At 69.9% G+C, this 18,535-nt stretch carries 19 protein-coding genes; 10 read left to right on the top strand and 9 right to left on the bottom strand.

The window, feature by feature from the left end:
- Positions 1 to 24: 24 nt before the first annotated feature.
- From ACX28W_RS09875 to ACX28W_RS09865, 3 genes are all read right to left on the bottom strand, one after another.
- The gene (locus ACX28W_RS09875; protein WP_458998448.1) at positions 25 to 1,296 is read right to left on the bottom strand and encodes a helix-turn-helix domain-containing protein; all 1,272 of its coding nucleotides are present in this window, start codon (positions 1,294 to 1,296) and stop codon (positions 25 to 27) included.
- A gap of 73 nt (positions 1,297 to 1,369) precedes the next feature.
- Positions 1,370 to 1,726, bottom strand: coding sequence for a hypothetical protein (locus ACX28W_RS09870; RefSeq protein WP_458998446.1), 357 nt, complete (start codon positions 1,724 to 1,726; stop codon positions 1,370 to 1,372).
- Positions 1,727 to 1,798: 72 nt separating this feature from the next.
- Positions 1,799 to 2,221 (bottom strand): ATP-binding protein, encoded by a 423-nt coding sequence (locus ACX28W_RS09865; RefSeq protein ID WP_458998444.1) that lies wholly within the window; start codon positions 2,219 to 2,221, stop codon positions 1,799 to 1,801.
- Positions 2,222 to 2,440: 219 nt separating this feature from the next.
- On the opposite strand from ACX28W_RS09865, the gene ACX28W_RS09860 reads away from it, so the two are divergent.
- The 6 genes from ACX28W_RS09860 (at position 2,441) to ACX28W_RS09835 (ending at position 5,511) form a co-directional block, all read left to right on the top strand.
- Entirely contained in the window at positions 2,441 to 3,295 is an 855-nt protein-coding gene (locus ACX28W_RS09860) for a helix-turn-helix domain-containing protein (RefSeq protein ID WP_458998442.1), read from the top strand.
- Positions 3,296 to 3,306: 11 nt separating this feature from the next.
- Positions 3,307 to 3,486, top strand: a complete 180-nt coding sequence (locus ACX28W_RS09855; RefSeq protein WP_458998440.1) for a DUF397 domain-containing protein — start codon at positions 3,307 to 3,309, stop codon at positions 3,484 to 3,486.
- A gap of 113 nt (positions 3,487 to 3,599) precedes the next feature.
- A complete protein-coding gene (locus tag ACX28W_RS09850) occupies positions 3,600 to 3,875 on the top strand; it encodes a hypothetical protein (protein WP_458998438.1) in 276 nt (91 codons plus the stop codon).
- Positions 3,856 to 4,374 carry a DUF6879 family protein gene (locus tag ACX28W_RS09845; RefSeq protein ID WP_458998436.1) on the top strand — a complete coding sequence of 173 codons (519 nt, stop codon included), beginning with the start codon at positions 3,856 to 3,858 and terminating at the stop codon, positions 4,372 to 4,374. Before ACX28W_RS09850 ends, ACX28W_RS09845 begins: the two co-directional genes overlap by 20 nt.
- A 12-nt stretch (positions 4,375 to 4,386) precedes the next feature.
- Positions 4,387 to 5,235, top strand: coding sequence for a helix-turn-helix domain-containing protein (locus tag ACX28W_RS09840; protein WP_458998434.1), 849 nt, complete (start codon positions 4,387 to 4,389; stop codon positions 5,233 to 5,235).
- Positions 5,236 to 5,325: 90 nt separating this feature from the next.
- Positions 5,326 to 5,511: a hypothetical protein gene (locus ACX28W_RS09835; protein ID WP_458998432.1), complete on the top strand. Its 186-nt coding sequence runs from the start codon at positions 5,326 to 5,328 to the stop codon at positions 5,509 to 5,511.
- A 49-nt stretch (positions 5,512 to 5,560) separates the two neighbouring features.
- Here ACX28W_RS09835 and ACX28W_RS09830 read toward each other — a convergent pair whose 3' ends face one another.
- Genes ACX28W_RS09830 through ACX28W_RS09815 form a run of 4 tightly spaced genes read right to left on the bottom strand, consistent with a single transcriptional unit; the run spans position 5,561 to position 11,230 of the window.
- Positions 5,561 to 6,721: an acyl-CoA dehydrogenase family protein gene (locus tag ACX28W_RS09830; protein ID WP_458998551.1), complete on the bottom strand. Its 1,161-nt coding sequence runs from the start codon at positions 6,719 to 6,721 to the stop codon at positions 5,561 to 5,563.
- Positions 6,722 to 6,732: 11 nt separating this feature from the next.
- The gene (locus ACX28W_RS09825; protein ID WP_458998430.1) at positions 6,733 to 7,674 is read right to left on the bottom strand and encodes a hydroxymethylglutaryl-CoA lyase; all 942 of its coding nucleotides are present in this window, start codon (positions 7,672 to 7,674) and stop codon (positions 6,733 to 6,735) included.
- Positions 7,671 to 9,605, bottom strand: coding sequence for an acetyl/propionyl/methylcrotonyl-CoA carboxylase subunit alpha (locus ACX28W_RS09820; protein WP_458998428.1), 1,935 nt, complete (start codon positions 9,603 to 9,605; stop codon positions 7,671 to 7,673). The genes ACX28W_RS09825 and ACX28W_RS09820 overlap by 4 nt, the downstream gene beginning before the upstream one ends.
- 8 nt (positions 9,606 to 9,613) lie before the next feature.
- Complete coding sequence (locus ACX28W_RS09815; protein ID WP_458998426.1) at positions 9,614 to 11,230, bottom strand: carboxyl transferase domain-containing protein; 1,617 nt, start codon at positions 11,228 to 11,230, stop codon at positions 9,614 to 9,616.
- A gap of 133 nt (positions 11,231 to 11,363) precedes the next feature.
- Here ACX28W_RS09815 and ACX28W_RS09810 point away from each other — a divergent pair, with 133 nt between their 5' ends.
- From ACX28W_RS09810 to tesB, 3 genes are all read left to right on the top strand, one after another.
- Positions 11,364 to 11,960 (top strand): SACE_7040 family transcriptional regulator, encoded by a 597-nt coding sequence (locus ACX28W_RS09810; RefSeq protein WP_458998424.1) that lies wholly within the window; start codon positions 11,364 to 11,366, stop codon positions 11,958 to 11,960.
- Positions 11,961 to 12,168: 208 nt separating this feature from the next.
- Complete coding sequence (locus ACX28W_RS09805) at positions 12,169 to 13,326, top strand: acyl-CoA dehydrogenase family protein (protein ID WP_458998422.1); 1,158 nt, start codon at positions 12,169 to 12,171, stop codon at positions 13,324 to 13,326.
- Positions 13,327 to 13,361: 35 nt separating this feature from the next.
- Positions 13,362 to 14,234: an acyl-CoA thioesterase II gene (tesB, locus tag ACX28W_RS09800; protein ID WP_458998420.1), complete on the top strand. Its 873-nt coding sequence runs from the start codon at positions 13,362 to 13,364 to the stop codon at positions 14,232 to 14,234.
- 118 nt (positions 14,235 to 14,352) lie between these two features.
- On the opposite strand, the gene ACX28W_RS09795 is transcribed toward tesB, so the two are convergent.
- Together ACX28W_RS09795 and ACX28W_RS09790 are read right to left on the bottom strand one after the other, a co-directional pair.
- A complete protein-coding gene (locus ACX28W_RS09795; RefSeq protein WP_362074311.1) occupies positions 14,353 to 15,141 on the bottom strand; it encodes a phosphatase in 789 nt (262 codons plus the stop codon).
- Between the two features lie 98 nt (positions 15,142 to 15,239).
- Positions 15,240 to 16,832, bottom strand: coding sequence for a PucR family transcriptional regulator ligand-binding domain-containing protein (locus tag ACX28W_RS09790; RefSeq protein WP_458998549.1), 1,593 nt, complete (start codon positions 16,830 to 16,832; stop codon positions 15,240 to 15,242).
- A gap of 197 nt (positions 16,833 to 17,029) precedes the next feature.
- Between ACX28W_RS09790 and ACX28W_RS09785 the strand changes: the two genes are divergently transcribed.
- Positions 17,030 to 18,502 (top strand): sodium:solute symporter family protein, encoded by a 1,473-nt coding sequence (locus tag ACX28W_RS09785; protein ID WP_458998418.1) that lies wholly within the window; start codon positions 17,030 to 17,032, stop codon positions 18,500 to 18,502.
- Positions 18,503 to 18,535: the final 33 nt, after the last annotated feature.

The raw sequence follows: 18,535 nt of genomic DNA, 5'->3' as shown, positions 1-18,535 counted from the left end.
GGGGCACACATTGTGCCCCTACCGTCATGCAGCCAAGAGGCCTAGCTTCACGGCGAGTTCGGATGCGCGACGGCGCCGGGCCGGACTCTTGGACTCGGCTTCTTCCAGCACGATCCGCTTCGCGTAGCCGTTGTACCTGATCGTCTCCGGAGCGGCCTCATGCGCCTGGCTCAGCGTGGCCAGTGCCGCGTCCGGCTGTGCGTCGAGGTGGTAGCCGCGAGCCTCTTCGATGCGGTGCCGGGCCCGGCGCGGCCGGGAGGGAATCGTGGCGGCGGCGGCCTGGCGCACTGACTCGCTGCCCTGATGCAACTCGACGGCGACCGTGACAGCGTGCGCGCCCATGATGGCGCGTGAGAACGACGTCACGGGATGGTAGTAGTCCGCGGGCAGGTGATCGGCCATGGCGCGCGCCTGGTCCCAGTAGCGCCAAGCCGTGCCGGTCTCGCCGCGCCGAGCGGCTGTGTATCCGGCCTCGAAGGTGAGCGCGCCCGCGATGGCGAGGACGGCGTCTGACGCGTCCGGCAGCATCGGTTCGAGATAGGCCAGCGTCTGGAGGTTCACCGCGTCGGCGGCGTCGAAGTGAGCATGTCCCGCGTCGCGATGCGCCTGAGTGGTCAGCCACGCGGCCACACCGATGGCGTGCGGGTCCTCGCTCTCCTGCGCGGCGACGAGCCCCCGCTCGGCAACACGCCACAGCAGGGCGGCGTCCGGTTGGTACGCCACGAAGAATTGAGACAGCGAGTAGACCTCGGCGAGCGCGGCTTGGGCTGCCCGGCGTTCTGGGGCGCGCTCGGCTTGGCGTACGGCGAGCTGGGCGTCCCGGATCAGGTCTGGCAGCAGCGCACCGATGACCTCACGATGGTTCGGCGCGGAGTGGCGCGCCGCCCATGCACGCGCCAGCCGCGCGGACAGATGGGCAGCCGGGGGAGCCTTGCGTTGCGTGGTGAGAGGGAAGGCGTCGACGGCGGCCCTGACCGCGCTGAGGCGCGGATGGCCCGGGCCGGCGAAGAGGTCGACGTGCACGGTCTGGTCTCCGGTGAGGTCGGACAGATTTCGGAGACGCAGGAGTTCGGCGATACGGAGGATCATGTCGAGCTTCGGTGTCTTCAGGCGTCCGGTCTCGACGCCTTTGACCCACGACGCGGACTTGCCCAACAGACCGCCCAGTTGATCACGGGTCATCCCCTTGCGTGTGCGCAAGATCTGAAGTCGCTGGCCGAACACCAGCGGATCGCCATACGGGTCTGGAGTAGCGTCAGAAGACTTCACGGCCTTGCCCTCCTCGCGCAGCTTCATCACTTTCAGGGTATGGGTATGGCCGTGGACATGTGAGGTTCTGAATGCACGAGTGCCTCAACCTGTAGAGTGCTCAGCTCACCAGCCCCAACTTCCGTGCGATCAGTATCCGCTGGACCTGACGGTCACGGGGACGGCGAAGACGCTGTCGGTCACGCGGTACTACGCGGCCAACGGTCAGATCATCGCGTGCCGTACGGCGGTTTCGGGCACCGCGGGCACGAAGCTCAGCTTCTTTGCCGCGGACCATCGCGACGCTGGCGTCGAGCAGCAGCATGTCGATGCCTGCCCGGTCCGCACCGCGCAGTCCGGCGGGGAAAGCCGCGTGCAGGTGTTCCTGCCACAAAGGGGCCACGGCGGCTTCGTGCTCAGCGGCTTTGTTCATGCGACTCATCTTCGTCCAGCGTTCCTTGCGGCGGGTGCTGTTCACCTGCTCGGGCGGTGGTGGCGGATGAGTGCTGCTGCTGTGCCGACGAAGGCTCGGGGACGCGGGGGGCGGAGGTCAGTCACTGGTGTGGTGGCTGCGGAGCTCGAACCAGACATGCTTTCGGCCGTAGGGAGGGGCCGGTGTGACGCCCCACGCCTGTGCCAGAACTTGGACCAGGAGTAACCCTCGTCCGCACTCGCCCTCCCAGGTGGTGTCGAGCGGCGTCAAGTGGACGGCCGGGTTGTCGTCGTAGACCGCGACCCGTACGCCGTCGGGGAGGACGGCGGTCTCCATGTCGATGGTGGGGGAGGTGGTGTGCAGTACGGCGTTGGTGACGACCTCGGAGACGAGGGTGCGGGCGGTGTCGGCGAGCGCGGGGGCGTGGCCGTTCGCGGCGAGGAGTATGGCGACGGTGTCGCGGCAGATCTTGGGTGTGAGGGGGGAGTTGGGGGTGGTGAGGTGGTAGGTCCCCGGGGTGATGGGGGTGGTGCCGTTCATGAGTGAACTCTCTTTGTGTGCCGGTGTGTTGTGTGGTCGGTCACCGTGGCTCGGACACCTTGGGGTGCCTGCTCTGCGGATTCACTGGCGGACCGCACCTTGCGCTTCGAAGGTAGTGGCATGATTGCCACGGGGCAAGGTTGTCGATCAGGGTTCACCCGAGTGAGTGGACCCGCGACGCGCGACCCGGCAGACTCGGATGCCGAAGGGGAAGGAACCATGCCGCCAAGAGACAACCCAACCGCCCGACAGGTCCGACTGGGCACTGAGCTGCGGAAATTGCGAGAGCTCGCGGGGAAGACGGCCCGTGAGGCTGCCGGTCTGCTCTCTACCGATCAGGCCAAGATCAGCCACATAGAAGCGGGCCGCATCGGGATCAGCGAGGAACGGATCCGGCGGCTGGCCGTGTTCTATGCGTGCGATGACCGGCATCTGATCGAGGCGCTGTGCACCATCGCCCGCGAATCGCGCGGCCAGGGCTGGTGGGATGAGTACCGGGGCATGCTCTCACCCGGCTTTCTGGATATCGCCGAACTCGAGCACCACGCAACGTACTTGCGTGGCGTCCAGGCGATGAACGTGCCGGGCGTTCTTCAGACCGAGGATTACATGAGGGCGATCCACCGCAGCTACACGCCGACGCTGCCTGCCGAGGAGGTGGACGTCCGGGTGGAGTTCCGGATGAAGCGTCGGGACATCTTCGAGCGGGACGTACCGCCCCCGTTTCAGGCCATCGTCCACGAAGCGGCACTACGCACGCGCTTCGGTGGGCGCAAGGTTGCGAAGGGGCAACTCGACTACCTGCTCGAAGCCTCAGAGCGGCCGGCGGTGACGGTTCGGGTCATTCCATTCACCTGCGAGGAGTTCATTGAGGCGACGTATCCCCTGCTGTACGCGGGCGGAGTCGTGCCACAGCTCGACACGGTTCAGATGGATGGCCCTGTGGGCGGTTTCTTCGTCACCGCGGCTGCTCAGCTCAAGAGGTTCGTCGGCCTGCTCGACATCGCCGAGCAGGTCGCGCTGAGCGAGCCGGAATCCCGGAAGTACATCCACCAGATCGCGAGAGAACTGTGAGGAGTCCTGGAATGTCCACGCAGTGGCAGAAGTCGTCCTTCTCGGGAGTGGATGCCGAAAACTGCGTCGAACTCGCCCGCCGCGAACCCCATCTCCTCCTCCGTGAGAGTGATGAGCCCGGCGACGTACTCGCCCTGGCCCCCGGGGGTTTGCTGGCCCTGATACGTCATTTCAAAGCCGAGCGACAGTGAGCGGTCGAGCGTCCCGTGCTCCCACGCGCCGTACTTGCTCACTGGACGCTGATGAACCGAGACGTTGAGACTCGTGCACGCCGGTGCAACCCACCTCGACAGCGGGAGCGTCCATGGCCCTGAAGTTCCTCGGCATCATCCCCAACACGCCGACCGACGAGTCTCCGACGATCTGGCTCCACGAGGAGACGGGAGATCTTCTGATCCAGTCGTACAAGGCGACCGAGGAGGAGGTGAAGGAGTGCCAGGAGGTTGGTTCGATCCCCGGTCACTCCACGGACGTACCGGACCACGAGACGATCGTCAGGCTTCCGGCGGTCATGCTGAAGTACATCCCCCGCCCGGACGACGGCAAGGGAGAGACGGCAAGTGCAACCACCAGCGCGTAACGCCCTGGCGAAGGCCCGACACTCAGCCGTGCACCTTGAGTTGCGCGACAGCTACATGCTGGACGACCCCGAGTTCATCGCGTGGCGGCAGGGCAAGCGCCTCGATCCCGGTGACCGCTCCTCGTGGTGGGGCGGCTGGCATGACGCGGTGCGCGATGCGGTCACCCGCGGCGTAGTGGTCCGGCGTGCCCGCATCATCTCTGAGCCGATCAGTGACTATGTGCGGTACGAGTACGACGGCACGTTCACCAACATCGCTGCGGGTGAGCTGGTGCGATGGCTGCCGAGGCGGGATGCGACCGATCTTGCGTTGCCCGGTACGGACTTCTGGGTGTTCGACGGCGCACAGGCGCTCTTTCACCACTTCACCGGGGATGGGCAGTTGGACGAGGACGGTCGGGAGTACGCGGACGATCCCACCCGGGTGAAGCTGTGCGCCGATGCCTTCGAGGCAGTGTGGCAACGAGCGATCCCTCATGAGGAGTACCGGCCCCGCTGACCTGTCGCGACCATGGCTGTCTCCCCTTCCTCAAGCGCTCAGCAGGCCCGGCAGGCTCTGGCTGATCGCCTCGCTGAGCTGTGCCGGGACGCTGGGCTGTCCGGGCGTGCTGTGGCGGAACGCTGCGGCTGGCATCCGTCCAAGTCGTCCCGGATCATGAACGGCCGTACGCCCCCATCGGCGGACGACATCCGGGCATGGTGCCGAGCGTGCGGGGCGGAGGATCAGACCGCCGATCTGATTGCCTCGCTGCGGACAGCCGAGGGCATGTGGGTCGGCTGGCGGCGTATGGAGCGCGCCGGGCTCAGGCAGGCGCAGGCAGCACGCTTGCCGTTGTTCGAGCGCACCCACCGTTTTCGTTCGTACTCGTCCTGGCTCGTGCCGGGCCTGATCCAGACGTACGGCTACACCGAAGCCGTGTTGCGGGCTGTTCAGCGCCGCAGGGTCGAGGTGGATGACGTGTCCGAGGCGGTGGTCGTCCGCATGGAACGTCAGCGTGTGCTGTACGAGGGGGACCGGCGGTTCGCGTTCCTCGTCGAGGAATCGGTCCTGCGCAACGGACTCTGCGGGGCAGACGCGATGATCGGACAGCTCGGTCACCTGCTCACGGTCGGCTCAATGCCCAACGTCAGCCTGGGTGTGGTGCCCATGGGGCCGGATCGTTCCAGGATGCCGGTAGAGGGCTTCTGGATCTTCGACACGGAACAGGTCAACGTCGAGTTGGTCTCCGGCCATCTCACGATCACGCAGCCCAGCGAGGTGAGTGCGTACGCCGACACCTTCGCGGAGCTGGCCGACCTGGCCGTCTACGGCGGGAGCGCCCGTGCGCTGATCACGGCGGCCATGGACTCGCTCGGGTGATTGCCATGCAATCCCATGCAACACCGTGGACCAGCAACGCTCCCTCTTCCTAGGTTCGTTGCACCGAGCGAACCAGCCGAGGAGGCCCCCATGGAGATGCAGAAACCGCAGGACTACCGCCTGACCGAGCTGCCGGTCGAACCCGCCGCGGTGCCGGGCTGCGCTGTCTGCCTGCCTCTCGTCGTCGCCAGGCAGAACGCGCGTTCCAAGAGCGACTACAGCGGGGTGTCCGATTGCAACGTCGAACTGCGGGAGCATCACGCGGAGGCACACTGATGCGGGGCGGCCCGGCGAGGGCCGCCGTACCCCCTGCGAGCCGGACGATTCAGCCCACCAGCCCCAACTCCCGCGCGATCAGCATCCGCTGGACCTCGCTCGTGCCCTCGCCGATTTCGAGGATCTTGGAGTCGCGCCACATGCGGGCCACCGGGTACTCGTTCATGAAGCCGTAGCCGCCGTGGATCTGGGTGGCGTCGCGGGCGTTGTCGACGGCGATGGTGGAGGAGTAGAGCTTGGCCAGGGCCGCCTCCTTCTTGAAGGGTTCGCCGCTGACGAGACGGGACGCGGCGTCGCGCCAGGCGAGGCGGGCGGTGTGGGCCTTCATCTCCATGTCGGCGATCTTGAACTGGATGGCCTGGTTCGCGCCGATCGGGCGGCCGAAGGCGTGGCGTTCCTTGGCGTACTTCACCGACTCGTCGACGCAGCCCTGCGCGAGGCCGGTCGCGAGGGCCGAGATCGCGATGCGGCCCTCGTCCAGGATGCGGAGGAACTGGGCGTAGCCGCGGCCCTCGGTGCCGAGCAGGTTCGCGGCCGGGACGCGGACGTCGGCGAAGGAGAGTTCACGGGTGTCCGAGGCGTTCCAGCCCACCTTGGAGTAGGGTGCGGCGACCGTGAAGCCCGGTGTGCCGGACGGGACGATGATCGCGGAGATCAGCGGCTTGCCGTCGGGCGTCCGGTCCGTCACCGCGGTGACCGTCACCAGACCCGTCACGTCCGTACCGGAGTTGGTGATGAAGCACTTGGTGCCGTTGATCACCCACTCGTCGGTCTCCGGGTCGAGGCGGGCCGTCGTGCGCGTCGCGCCCGCGTCCGAGCCGCCGTCCGGTTCCGTGAGGCCGAACGCGCCGAGGATCTCGCCGGAACAGAGGCGGGGCAGCCACGCCTGCTTCTGCGCCTCCGTGCCGAAGAGGTGGATGGGCATCGCGCCGAGCGAGACGCCCGCCTCCAGGGTGATGGCCACGGAGGAGTCCACACGGGCGAGTTCCTCCAGCGCCAGGCCGAGCGCCAAGTAGTCGCCGCCCATGCCGCCGTACTCCTCCGGGAACGGCAGCCCGAACAGGCCCATGCGGCCCATCTCCCGCACGATCTCGTACGGGAACTCGTGCCGCTCGTAGAGGTCGCCGATCTTCGGCGCCACGACGTCGTGCGCGAACTCCTCCACCGTGCGGCGGAGTTCCTCGAGTTCGGGGGAGAGGCGGTGGTCCAAGGGCATGGGGATCACTCCTGGTGGGAGAGGGCGCGGACGGTGCGGGACGGGCTGGGTCGGCCCAGTTGTTCGGCCATCCACACGCTGGTGGCGGTGAGGCGGTCGAGGTCGACTCCGGTGTCGATGCCGAGGCCCTGGAGCATCCACACGAGGTCTTCGGTGGCGAGGTTGCCGGTGGCGGACTTGGCGTAGGGGCAGCCGCCGAGGCCGCCCGCGGAGGCGTCGACGGTCGTGACTCCGTGCTGGAGGGCGGCCAGGGTGTTGGCGAGTGCCTGGCCGTAGGTGTCGTGGAAGTGCACGCCGAGCGCGGACGTCGGCACACCCTCCTCGTTCAACTCGGCGAGGAGGGCCTGGACATGGCCCGGGGTCGCGACCCCGATCGTGTCGCCGAGGCTCAGCTCGTCGCAGCCCATGTCCCTCAGGGACTTGCAGACGCGCACGACCTGGTGGATGGGGACGGCGCCCTCCCAGGGGTCGCCGAAGCACATCGAGAGATAGCCGCGGACGTGCACCTTGTCCGCCTTGGCCCGGGACACCACCGGGTCGAACATGGCCAGGGCCTCGTCGAGGCCGCGGTTGAGGTTGGCCTTCGCGAAGGACTCGGTCGCACTGGCGAACACGGCCACGCGGCGGGCGCCGAGGGCCAGCGCCCGGTCCAGACCGCGTCTGTTCGGTACGAGGACGGGAAGGTGCACGCCCGGCAGCTCCCGCACGAGCGGGAACAACTGCTCCGCGTCCGCGAGCTGGGGCACCCACTTGGGGTGGACGAAGCTGGTGGCCTCGATGGTGGTCAGGCCCGCGTCGGCGAGGCGGCTGATGAACTCCGCCTTCACCTCCGTGGGGACCGCGCCCTTCTCGTTCTGCAGGCCGTCGCGCGGGCCGACCTCGTGGATGTGCACCCGGGCGGGCAGATCCTGGGCCGGTACGACCATGGGGAGCCTTTGCGCGGTCATTCCGCCTCCTCGTGCGGCGCGATCACGGCCAGCACCTGGTCCATGGCGACCGTGGTGCCCGGGGTGACGTCCAGTTCGCTGACGGTCCCGGCGTGCGGGGCGGAGATGACGTGCTCCATCTTCATCGCCTCGACCACCAACAGGCTCTGCCCGGCGGTCACCTCGTCCCCGACGGCCACCTTCACGACGGTCACCGTGCCGGGCATGGGCGCGGTGAGCGAGTCGGCACCGGCGTGCGCCGCGCCGCTGAGGGAGGCGGCCACGGGGTCGTGGTCGCGCACGTGCCAGGCATCGCCGTCGCGGCCGAGCCAGTCGCCGGCGCGGTGGAAGGTGTGGCGTACGCCGTCGAGGGTGACGGACACTCGGTCAGCGGTGAGGGAGTGGGCGCCGCGGGGGACGTACGCCACCGGTTCGAGCCCCGGTACCCGCAAGGTGAAGCCGACCGGCCTGGGTTCGCCCCCGAGCCGCCATCCGCTGGGCACGGAGAACGGGTCCCTCCAGCCCCCTCCCCGGGGCGCGAGCGCATCGAACCGTACGGCCGCGGCAGCCTCGTACACCTCCTCGGGCACCGCACCGGAGACCAGCCTGTCCGCCTCCCGCTCCACCAGGCCCGTGTCCAACTCGCCCGCCACCACCGCCGGATGGGCCAGCAGTCGGCGCAGGAACCCCGCGTTCGTCTGCACCCCCAGCGTGACCGTCTCCGCGAGGGCGGCCCGGAGCCTGCGCAGCGCGGTCGCGCGATCCGGGCCGTACGCGATCACCTTGGACAGCATCGGGTCGTACAGGCTGCCGACCTCCGTGCCCTCACTCAGCCCCGAGTCGGTGCGCACGCCGTCGCCCTGCGGTTCGCGCAGGGACACCACCGTGCCGCCGGACGGAAGGAAGCCTCGGGAGGGGTCCTCCGCACAGATGCGCGCCTCCACCGCGTGCCCCGTGAGCGAGATGTCCTCCTGGCCGTACGGGAGTCGCTCGCCCGCCGCCACCCGCAGCTGCCACTCCACCAGGTCGAGCCCGGTGATCAGCTCGGTGACCGGGTGCTCCACCTGGAGGCGGGTGTTCATCTCCATGAAGTAGTACGAGGAGGGGTCGCGGCCGGGGACGATGAACTCGACCGTGCCCGCGCCCTCGTACCCGCAGGAGCGGGCCGCCTGGACCGCCGCCTCGCCCATCGCGGCGCGCGTGCCGGCGTCGAGGAGCACGCTCGGCGCCTCCTCGATGATCTTCTGGTGGCGCCGCTGGAGGGAGCATTCGCGCTCGCCCAGGTGGACGACATTGCCGTGACCGTCCGCCAGGACCTGGATCTCGATGTGCCGGGGGCGGTCGATCCAGCGTTCGACGAGGAGGGTGTCGTCGCCGAAGGAGGCGCGGGCCTCGCGGCGGGCGGCGGCGAGCTCGTCGGGCAGCTTCTCCGGAGCTCTCACCAACCGCATGCCCTTGCCGCCGCCGCCCGCCGACGGCTTCAGCAGCACCGGCATGCCGATCTCCCGGGCGGCCTCGGCCAACTCCGCGTCCGTGAGCCCGCTGCCGAAGGAGCCGGGGACGACCGGGACCCCGGCCGCCCGCACCGTCTCCTTCGCGCGGATCTTGTCGCCCATCAGGGAGATCGCCTCGGCGGGCGGGCCGATGAAGACCAGCCCCGCCTCGGCGCACGCGCGCGCGAAGGACGCGTTCTCCGCGAGGAAGCCGTACCCCGGGTGCACCGCCTGTGCGCCCGTCCGTGCCGCCGCCTCCAGGAGCCGCTCCACGGACAGATAGCTCTGGGCGGCCGGCGCCGGACCGATCCGTACCGCCGTGTCCGCCTCGCGTACGTGCCGGGCGTCGGCGTCGGCGTCGGAGAAGACGGCCACGGAGCGCACGCCGAGCGACCGCAGCGTACGGATGATCCGGACGGCGATCTCGCCCCGGTTGGCGACAAGGACTGTCTCGAACATTCCCACCCTCACATCCGGAAGACGCCGAACCCGGGTTCACCCAGGGGCGCGTTGGCGCACGCGGTCAAGGCAAGCCCCAGCACCTGCCGGGTCTCCAGCGGGTCGATCACGCCGTCGTCCCAGAGACGGGCCGTCGCGTAGTAGGCGCTGCCCTGCCGCTCGTACTGCGCGCGGATCGGTGCCTTGAAGGCGTCCTCGTCCTCGGCGGGCCAGGACTCGCCGCGCGCCTCCAACTGGTCGCGCTTGACGGTCGCGAGAACGGACGCGGCCTGCTCGCCGCCCATCACGGAGATCTTGGCGCCCGGCCACATCCACAGGAAGCGCGGCGAGTAGGCCCGGCCGCACATCGAGTAGTTGCCCGCGCCGTACGAGCCGCCGATCACGACCGTGAGCTTCGGGACTCTCGTGCACGCCACCGCCGTCACCATCTTGGCGCCGTGCTTGGCGATGCCCCCCGCCTCGTACTGGCGACCCACCATGAACCCGGAGATGTTCTGCAGGAACACCAGCGGGATGCCGCGCTGGTCGCACAGCTCGATGAAGTGGGCGCCCTTCTGGGCGGACTCGGAGAACAGGATGCCGTTGTTGGCGACGATCCCGACCGGGTGGCCATGGATTTGGGCGAAGCCGGTGACGAGGGTCTGCCCGAACTCCGCCTTGAACTCCGAGAAACGCGAGCCGTCCACCACGCGCGCGATGACCTCGCGCACGTCGTAGGGGGTGCGGGAGTCCACCGGCACCGCGCCGTACAGCCCGTACGGGTCGACCTTGGGCTCGACCGTCTCGGAGACGGCCCACGGCAGGGGTCCGCGCGCGGGCAGCGTGGCCGCGATGTTCCGTACGATCCGCAGCGCGTGCGCGTCGTCCTCCGCGAGGTGGTCGGTCACGCCCGACACGCGCGCGTGGACCTCGCCGCCGCCCAGTTCCTCAGCCGTGACGACCTCTCCCGTCGCGGCCTTCACCAGGGGCGGGCCGCCGAGGAAGATCGTGCCCTGATTGCGCACGATCACGGCTTCGTCGCTCATGGCGGGCACATACGCCCCGCCCGCCGTGCACGAGCCCAGCACCGCCGCGATCTGCGCAATCCCCGCCCCCGACATCCGCGCCTGGTTGTAGAAGATCCGCCCGAAGTGCTCGCGGTCGGGGAAGACCTCGTCCTGCATGGGCAGGAAGGCGCCCCCGGAGTCGACGAGGTAGATACAGGGGAGGCGGTTTTCGAGGGCCACCTCCTGGGCGCGCAGGTGCTTCTTGACGGTCATCGGGTAGTACGTGCCGCCCTTGACGGTCGCGTCATTGGCGACGATCACGCACTCGCGCCCGCTGACCCGGCCGATGCCGGCGATGACGCCCGCCGCCGGTGCCTGACCGTCGTACATCCCGTCGGCGGCGAGGGGAGCCAGCTCCAGAAAGGGCGACCCCGGGTCCAGCAGCGCATCGACCCGGTCGCGCGGGAGCAGCTTCCCGCGTGCGGTGTGCCGGTCGCGCGCCCGCTCACCACCGCCCGCCCGGGCCGCGGCCAGCTTGCCGCGCAGCTCGTCCCCGAGAGCGCGATGGGCCGCCTCGTTGGCCCGCCAGGCCTCCGACGCGGGATCGGCCGCGCTCGTCAGCTCCAGTGCCTCATGCATCCTGCGGTCCCCTCACCCAGTCGTCAGCAGTCCGGTCAGCGGTCTTGTCGGCAGTCGATGAACCGAGTTAATGAGCGTTAACGCATGTCCTCCAGGTTAACGACCGCTAACCCCCCTGTCTAGAATTGCTTCCATGGCCACGAGAACCGACGCCCCCACCCGACGCGAGCAGATCCTCAGGGAGGCCGCCCGGCTTTTCGCCGAGCGCGGCTTCCATGGCGTCGGGGTGGACGAGATAGGGGCGGCCGTCGGCATCAGCGGCCCCGGTCTGTACCGGCACTTCGCGGGCAAGGACGCGATGCTCGCCGAGTTGCTGGTGGGGATCAGCGGGCAGCTCCTCACGGGCGGCAGGCGCCGGGCGGCGGAGGCCGACGGTGACCCTGAGGCGGTCCTCGACTCGCTCATCGAGGGGCACATCGACTTCGCGCTCGACGACCGCCCCCTGATCACCCTGCACGACCGCGAGCTGGACCGCCTCCGGGACAGCGACCGCAAGCTCGTACGGCAGCTCCAGCGGCAGTACGTCGAGCTGTGGGTGGAGGTGGTCCGGGAGGTGTACACGGAGCTCGCCGAACCCACCGCCCGCTCGGCGGTGCACTCGGTGTTCGGGCTGCTGAATTCGACGCCTCACCTGGGGCGGCCGGGTTCGGTGCCGGGACGCGGGGCGACGGCGGCGCTGCTGCACCGGATGGCCCGGGGGGCCTTCGCGGCGGCGGGCGGCACGGAGTAGGCCGCTCGCCCCGGATCCGGCGGATCTCCGGGAATCGACGTGACGAGCGTTACGGCTCCACCCCCCTGGACGCCGGTATGTACTCGCCGGTACGGTTGGTCTGAGCAAGCGCTTAGTCGTTGGGCTGCAACCATCAATTGAGGAACCCCAACGGCGAGCAACCACATACGCGAGAGCGGCGCCGGCTTAGGCGCAAGGAGGTGCGGCGGTGCGCCGTACGGTGTTCAACGAGGATCACGAGGCGTTCCGGGAGACCCTGCGGGCCTTCATAGAGGCCGAGGTCGTTCCCGTCTACGACGAGTGGTTCGCCGCGGGCCAGGCGCCGCGCGACTTCTACTACAAGCTCGCCGAGCTCGGCGTCTTCGGCATCCGCGTGGACGAGGAGTTCGGCGGCGCGGGCATCGACTCGTACAAGTTCGAGGCCGTGATGTACGAGGAGACCGCCCGCGCGGGTGTCTCCTTCGGCGGCTCCGGCGTGCACGTGCTGCTGGGCCTGCCCTACATCAAGATGCTCGCCACGGATGAGCAGAAGAAGAAGTGGCTGCCGAAGTTCGTCTCCGGTGAGGAGATGTGGGCCCTCGCGATGACCGAGCCGGGCACCGGCTCCGACCTCGCGGGCATGAAGACCACCGCGAAGCTCTCCGAGGACGGCACGCACTACGTCCTCAACGGCGCCAAGACCTTCATCACGGGTGGCGTCCACGCCGACAAGGTCATCGTCTGCGCCCGTACGTCCGCCCCGACGGCCGAGGACCGCCGCTTCGGCATCTCCCTGTTCGCCGTGGACACCAAGTCCGAGGGCTACTCCGTCGGCCGCAAGCTGGACAAGCTCGGCCTGAAGACCTCCGACACCGCCGAGCTGGCGTTCGTCGACGTGAAGGTGCCGGTCGAGGATCTGCTCGGCGAGGAGAACAAGGGCTTCTACTACCTCGGCGGCAACCTGCCCTCCGAGCGCTGGGGCATCGCGTTCGGCGCGTACGCGCAGGCCAAGGCTGCCGTCCGGTTCGCCAAGGAGTACGTGCAGGAGCGCACCGTCTTCGGCAAGCCGGTCGCCCACTTCCAGAACACCAAGTTCGAGCTGGCCGCCTGCCAGGCCGAGGTGGACGCGGCCGAGGCCGTCGTCGACCGCGCGCTCGAAGCCCTCGACGCGAACGAGCTCACCCCCGCCGAGGCCGCCAGCGCCAAGCTGTTCTGCACCGAGGTCGCGCACCGCGTCATCGACCGCTGCCTCCAGCTGCACGGCGGCTACGGCTTCATGAACGAGTACCCGATCGCCCGCCTGTACGCCGACAACCGCGTGAACAGGATCTACGGCGGAACCAGCGAGATCATGAAGTCGATCATCGCGAAGGACATGGGCCTGTAAGGTTCCCGAAATTACTGGCCAGTAGAAATGACTGCATGAGTCAGGCACTTCAGTCCCTGCTCGATCTCCTCGACCTTGAGCAGATCGAGCAGGACATCTTCCGCGGCCAGTCCCGGGCCGCTGTCATCCCGCGCGTCTTCGGCGGACAGGTCGCGGCACAGGCGCTGGTCGCCGCGGGGCGCACGGTCCCCGAGGACCGGTTCGCACACTCCCTGCACGCGTACTTCCTGCGTACCGGGGACCCCGGCGCACCTATCGTGTACTCGGTGGACCGCATCCGCGACGGCCGTTCCTTCACCACACGACGGGTGGTCGCGGTCCAGCACGGACAGCCGATCTTCCATCTCTCCGCGTCCTTCCAGACGTACGAGGAGGGCCTGGAGCACCAGGCCGACATGCCGCCCGCGCCCGATCCGGAGACGCTGCCCACGGCCGCCGAGCTGCTGCCGCGGTACGCCGACGTCATCGCCGACCCGGATGTCGTGGAGCGCCTCCTGGAAGCCCGCGAGTCCGTCGACCTGCGCTACGTCGACGCGCCGCCCTACGGCACCGTCGGCGAGATCCGCGAACCGCACTCCCAGGTGTGGTTCCGCACCAACGGCAAGCTGGTCGACGACCCGCTCCTGCACGTCGTCCTCGCCACATACGTCTCCGACATGACGCTCCTCGACTCCATCCTGCTCGCGCACGGGCGCGGCGGCTGGGTGACCGGCGACGTCGTCGGGGCCTCGCTGGACCACGCGATGTGGTTCCACCGCCCGTTCCGCGCCGACGAATGGCTGCTGTACGACCAGGAGTCGCCGTCGGCGTCCGGCGGGCGCGGGCTCGGGCAGGCCCGCATCTACACCCAGGACGGCCGGCTGGCCGTTTCGGTGATCCAGGAGGGCGTGGTCCGGGTCCCGAGGTGAGCCGCTGGGTGCACGGTAGGAGAGTGCACGACTCGGATCACTGGTCCCGTGTGCCCCTTACGACCCGGCGCCGGGGTATGCCCAGCGCCGGGAGGTGGGGCTGAACTCCTGGCCGTGACTACACCAGGCCCGCCTCGGAGAGCAGGTAGGCGGTCATCGGGTCGTAGAATCGCGGGCTGGTGACGTGGTCGTCGAGCGGGATCGTCACCTGTACGGTGCCCTCGGCCTCGGCGATGAACAGGGCCGGGTCGTTGCAGTCGGCGTAGCCCATGGAGTCGATGCCGAGCTGACCGGCGCAGCCCGCCCATCCGTGGTCGGCGACGACCAGGTCGGGCAGCGGACGGCCCTCGCGCTCCAGGCCGGTGAGGATCGCGCGCATCGGCTCGCCCGAATGGGTGTGCCACAGCGTGGCCCCGTGCTCGAGGACCGCGACGTCCGAGAACTGCATGACGTACCCCTCGTCCGTCTGCAGCCCGTCCGGGATGACGACGATCTCGCAGCCGGCGGTGCGCAGGGCGGCGGCGGTCGCGCGGTGCACGTCCAGGAGCCCGCCGGGGTGGCCGGTGGCGAACAGCACGCGCTCCTTGCCCGCCGCCGCCTTGCGCAGCCGGGCCGCCATCCGGTGCAGGGCGTCGACCGTCAGCTCCGGGTCGATGGTGTCCTGTCCGTAGCGGTGCTCCGGGTCGTCGTTCACGCCGCACCGCTCCGCCATCACCGCGAGCACGTCCTGCTCGTCGGTCCAGCGGTCACCGAGCTCCAGACCGAGCCACCAGTTGCGCTCACCGTTCGCCAGCTTGCGGTAGTGGGAAAGGTTGTTCTCGCGGGGCGTGGCGACGTCGCCCGCGATACGGGTCCGTACGAGATGGTCGACAAGTTCGGCGCGGCTGGGCGTCCCGGGTATCGGCATGCCTCCCATTGTGCCGGGGCGCTCCGCCCGGGGCGCCCGTGTCCCGAGCCCTGGGACACGGGTCACTCGCGTTCTGCCGCCCCGCCCGGAGCTGTGCGTCACCCGTCCCGCAGCGCGAACCACAACTCCATCCGCACGTCGGCATCGTCGAGGTCCGCGTCCAGCAACGCCGCGCACCGCGCGATGCGTTGGCGGACGGTGTTGCGGTGGATGGACAGGGCCACCGCCGTGCGGTCCCAACTGCCGTGCAGAGAGAGCCAGGTGCGGAGGGTCTCGGTGAGGGCGGGGGTGGCGGCGATGGGCCCGAGGAGGGCGCGGGCGTGGGCCTGGGCGTCGGCCGGCGGGACGAGGTCCGCGAGGGCGGGGCGCTCGCCGTGGCGCACGAGGGGCGTACGGGTCGCGCGGGCGCGGGCCAGCGCGCGGGCGGCCTGCGTGTCGGCGGTCGCCCACTCGTGCGGGGTGACGGGCGCGCTGACCCCGCACGTCCAGCCCGCCTGCGCGGTGGGCTCGCGGTCGCCGGGGACGAGGACACGGACGACGTCACGGCCCGCGTCGACCAGCGCGGAGCCCAGCGCCGCACCCAGCGCGGACGCGGCGACGGCGTCCGGCGCGGGGCCGTCGCCGAGGGGCCGCGCGTGCACGACGAACCACCGCTCGCCGCCCAGCAGCGGCGCGACCGCATCCGGTGCGGCGCCCAGCAGCAGCCGCACCAGCGCCGCCGAGCGCGCCGCGCCGCTCCCGCTCTGCTGCTCCCCGGTGAGGAGCGCGAGCAGGACGGCCGCGACGGAAGCGATGGTGTGGTCCCCGGGGTCGCGGCGCGGCGCGGCGACGCCGAGGACGAAACCCTGCCCGCCGCCGAGTGCGTAGGCGGCGAGGTGGGCGCCTTTGACGGTGTCGGTCGCGGAGGAGGGGGCGGGGCCCCGTGCCTCCCCGGGGCGCACGACGGCGGCCAGCTCGGCGAGTGCCTCCGCGACCGGCGCCCGCGCGACGGCCACGACCGGCGCGAGCGGCGCGACCGGCGCGAGCGGCGCGCGCACGGTGGTCGCTTCCGGCGCGCGCGATGCGGCAGGGGGCCGTGCGGCCGTCCCCTCCGGCATCCTCCCCGCCTCGGCCAGTTCCGCCCCGTCCGGCCCGTACAGCACCGCCCAGCCCCCCACCCGCTGGGCCAGCTGTCGCAGTACCGCCGGTACCGGGTCCGGGCGGGCCGCGGCCGCCGCCAGGCTCTGCTGGGCCTCCGTGACACGCCGCAGCTCGGCCAGTCGGGCCTGGGCCATCAACTGCCAGACGGCGCGGGCCACGCCCGAGAAAGTGGTCTGGGGCGGGACTTCGAGGAGAGGAAGGCCGTACGCGTCGCAGGCCGCCACCAGCGCCCGCGGAACCGTGTCGTGCACCGGCGCCAGGCCGAAGCCCAGCGCCGCGCCGCCCGCCGCCACGATCCGGGACACGTAGTCGTCGAAGTACGTGCCCGAGCCCGCCGCCTCCGGGATGTGCACCCCGGCGGTCAGCAGCAGTTCGCCGCCCAGCAGGTACGGGTACGGGTCCGCCATCTCGGACGTGTGCGCCCAGTGGATCACCGTGTCCGGAGTGGAAGGGCCCGCGATCTGGCGCAGGGCCAGGTCCTCCCGGGCCAGGAGGGCGCTGAGCAGTACCGGGGGAGTGGGCGGGACAGGAGGCGCGGACGGGTCCGGCATGGTGGACATTCCCTCCATCCGGTTCAGCGACAGTGGATGAAACGTACACTTCAGAGTCGCCTTCCGGCCACCTAGGGTCGTGACCGCCGGTAGCCGCGGGTACGGGCGGATGTCCCCGCGATCAGCCACCGGCCAGTCCTCACGGACACCCCCCATACCACCCGCACGACACGCCACCGAGCGCACGGAGGAGACCCATGGCCGTCGACTACACAGTGATCGTCGTCTATTTGCTCGGCATGCTGGCCATGGGCTGGTGGGGCATGCGCCGCGCCAAGTCGAAGAGCGAGTTCCTGGTCGCCGGGCGGCGGCTCGGGCCCGCGATGTACTCCGGCACCATGGCCGCGATCGTCCTCGGCGGCGCGTCCACCATCGGCGGCGTCGGGCTCGGGTATCAGTACGGACTGTCCGGGGCCTGGATGGTCTTCACCATCGGCCTCGGCCTCCTCGCCCTCTCCGTCTTCTTCTCCGCCCGCATCGCCCGCCTGAAGGTCTACACCGTCTCCGAGATGCTCGACCTCCGCTACGGCGGACGGGCCGGCGTCATCTCCGGTCTTGTCATGTGGGCGTACACCCTGATGCTCGCGGTCACCTCGACCATCGCGTACGCCACGATCTTCGACGTCCTCTTCGACATGAACCGGACGCTCGCGATCGTCCTCGGCGGCTCGATCGTCGTCGCGTACTCCACGCTCGGCGGCATGTGGTCGATCACCATCACCGACATGGTGCAGTTCGTCGTGAAGACCGTCGGCGTGCTGCTCCTGCTCCTGCCCATCGCCGTCGTCAAGGCAGGTGGGTTCAGCGAGATGAAGGCCAAGCTGCCCACCGAGTACTTCGACCCGCTGGGCATCGGCGGCGAGACGATCTTCACGTACGTCCTGATCTATACGTTCGGCATGCTCATCGGCCAGGACATCTGGCAGCGCGTGTTCACCGCCCGCAGCGACACCACGGCGAAGTGGGGTGGCACGGTCGCGGGCACGTACTGCCTGGTGTACGCCGTCGCCGGCGCCGTCATCGGTACGGCGGCCAAGGTCCTCTACCCGACGCTGCCCAGCGCCGACACCGCCTTCGCGACCATCGTCAAGGACGAACTCCCGGTCGGAGTGCGGGGGCTGGTCCTCGCCGCGGCGCTCGCCGCCGTGATGTCGACCTCCTCCGGCGCCCTCATCGCCTGTGCCACCGTCGCCAACAACGACATCTGGTCGCGGGTGCGCGGTGCGGTGAAGCGCGACGTCGACGACCACGACGAGGTCAAGGGCAACCGCGCCTTCATCCTCATCATGGGCATCGCGGTGATCTGTACGGCGATCGCGCTCAACAACGTCGTCGAGGCGCTGACCGTCGCATACAACCTGCTGGTCGGCGGTCTGCTCGTGCCGATCCTCGGCGGACTGCTGTGGAAGCGCGGCACGGCGCCCGGAGCGCTCGCCTCCATCGTCGTCGGCGGGCTCGCGGTCGTCGGGCTCATGGCGACGTACGGCATCCTCGCGAACGAACCCGTCTACTACGGGCTGGTGTCCTCGCTGGTCGCCTACGTGGTGGTGTCCCTGGCCACCAAGCCGACCGAGGAGGCCGTGCTGGTCGCCTGGCGCGAGCGGCTGGCCGGGCGCGGCGCGAGCGCCGAGGCCGAGGCCGAGGTGGAGACGGCGGCCGTGCGCGCGTGAACGCTCCGCTTCAGGCGCGGTGCACAACCTGCG

The sequence above is a fragment of the Streptomyces sp. SD15 genome (genome assembly GCF_054462255.1).
This window is presented reverse-complemented; position numbering and strand designations above follow the sequence as displayed.

Excerpts from the sequence above, each read along its gene's own strand:
- ACX28W_RS09790 (WP_458998549.1), bottom strand. The coding sequence starts at position 16,832 with ATGCCGGACCCGTCCGCGCCTCCTGTCCCGCCCACTCCCCCGGTACTG.
- ACX28W_RS09785 (WP_458998418.1), top strand. The coding sequence starts at position 17,030 with ATGGCCGTCGACTACACAGTGATCGTCGTCTATTTGCTCGGCATGCTG.
- ACX28W_RS09850 (WP_458998438.1), top strand. The coding sequence starts at position 3,600 with ATGGCCCTGAAGTTCCTCGGCATCATCCCCAACACGCCGACCGACGAG.
- ACX28W_RS09860 (WP_458998442.1), top strand. The coding sequence starts at position 2,441 with ATGCCGCCAAGAGACAACCCAACCGCCCGACAGGTCCGACTGGGCACT.
- ACX28W_RS09840 (WP_458998434.1), top strand. The coding sequence starts at position 4,387 with ATGGCTGTCTCCCCTTCCTCAAGCGCTCAGCAGGCCCGGCAGGCTCTG.
- ACX28W_RS09795 (WP_362074311.1), bottom strand. The coding sequence starts at position 15,141 with ATGCCGATACCCGGGACGCCCAGCCGCGCCGAACTTGTCGACCATCTC.
- ACX28W_RS09855 (WP_458998440.1), top strand. The coding sequence starts at position 3,307 with ATGTCCACGCAGTGGCAGAAGTCGTCCTTCTCGGGAGTGGATGCCGAA.
- ACX28W_RS09810 (WP_458998424.1), top strand. The coding sequence starts at position 11,364 with ATGGCCACGAGAACCGACGCCCCCACCCGACGCGAGCAGATCCTCAGG.
- ACX28W_RS09835 (WP_458998432.1), top strand. The coding sequence starts at position 5,326 with ATGGAGATGCAGAAACCGCAGGACTACCGCCTGACCGAGCTGCCGGTC.
- ACX28W_RS09865 (WP_458998444.1), bottom strand. The coding sequence starts at position 2,221 with ATGAACGGCACCACCCCCATCACCCCGGGGACCTACCACCTCACCACC.
- tesB (WP_458998420.1), top strand. The coding sequence starts at position 13,362 with ATGAGTCAGGCACTTCAGTCCCTGCTCGATCTCCTCGACCTTGAGCAG.
- ACX28W_RS09875 (WP_458998448.1), bottom strand. The coding sequence starts at position 1,296 with ATGAAGCTGCGCGAGGAGGGCAAGGCCGTGAAGTCTTCTGACGCTACT.
- ACX28W_RS09820 (WP_458998428.1), bottom strand. The coding sequence starts at position 9,605 with ATGTTCGAGACAGTCCTTGTCGCCAACCGGGGCGAGATCGCCGTCCGG.
- ACX28W_RS09815 (WP_458998426.1), bottom strand. The coding sequence starts at position 11,230 with ATGCATGAGGCACTGGAGCTGACGAGCGCGGCCGATCCCGCGTCGGAG.
- ACX28W_RS09825 (WP_458998430.1), bottom strand. The coding sequence starts at position 7,674 with ATGACCGCGCAAAGGCTCCCCATGGTCGTACCGGCCCAGGATCTGCCC.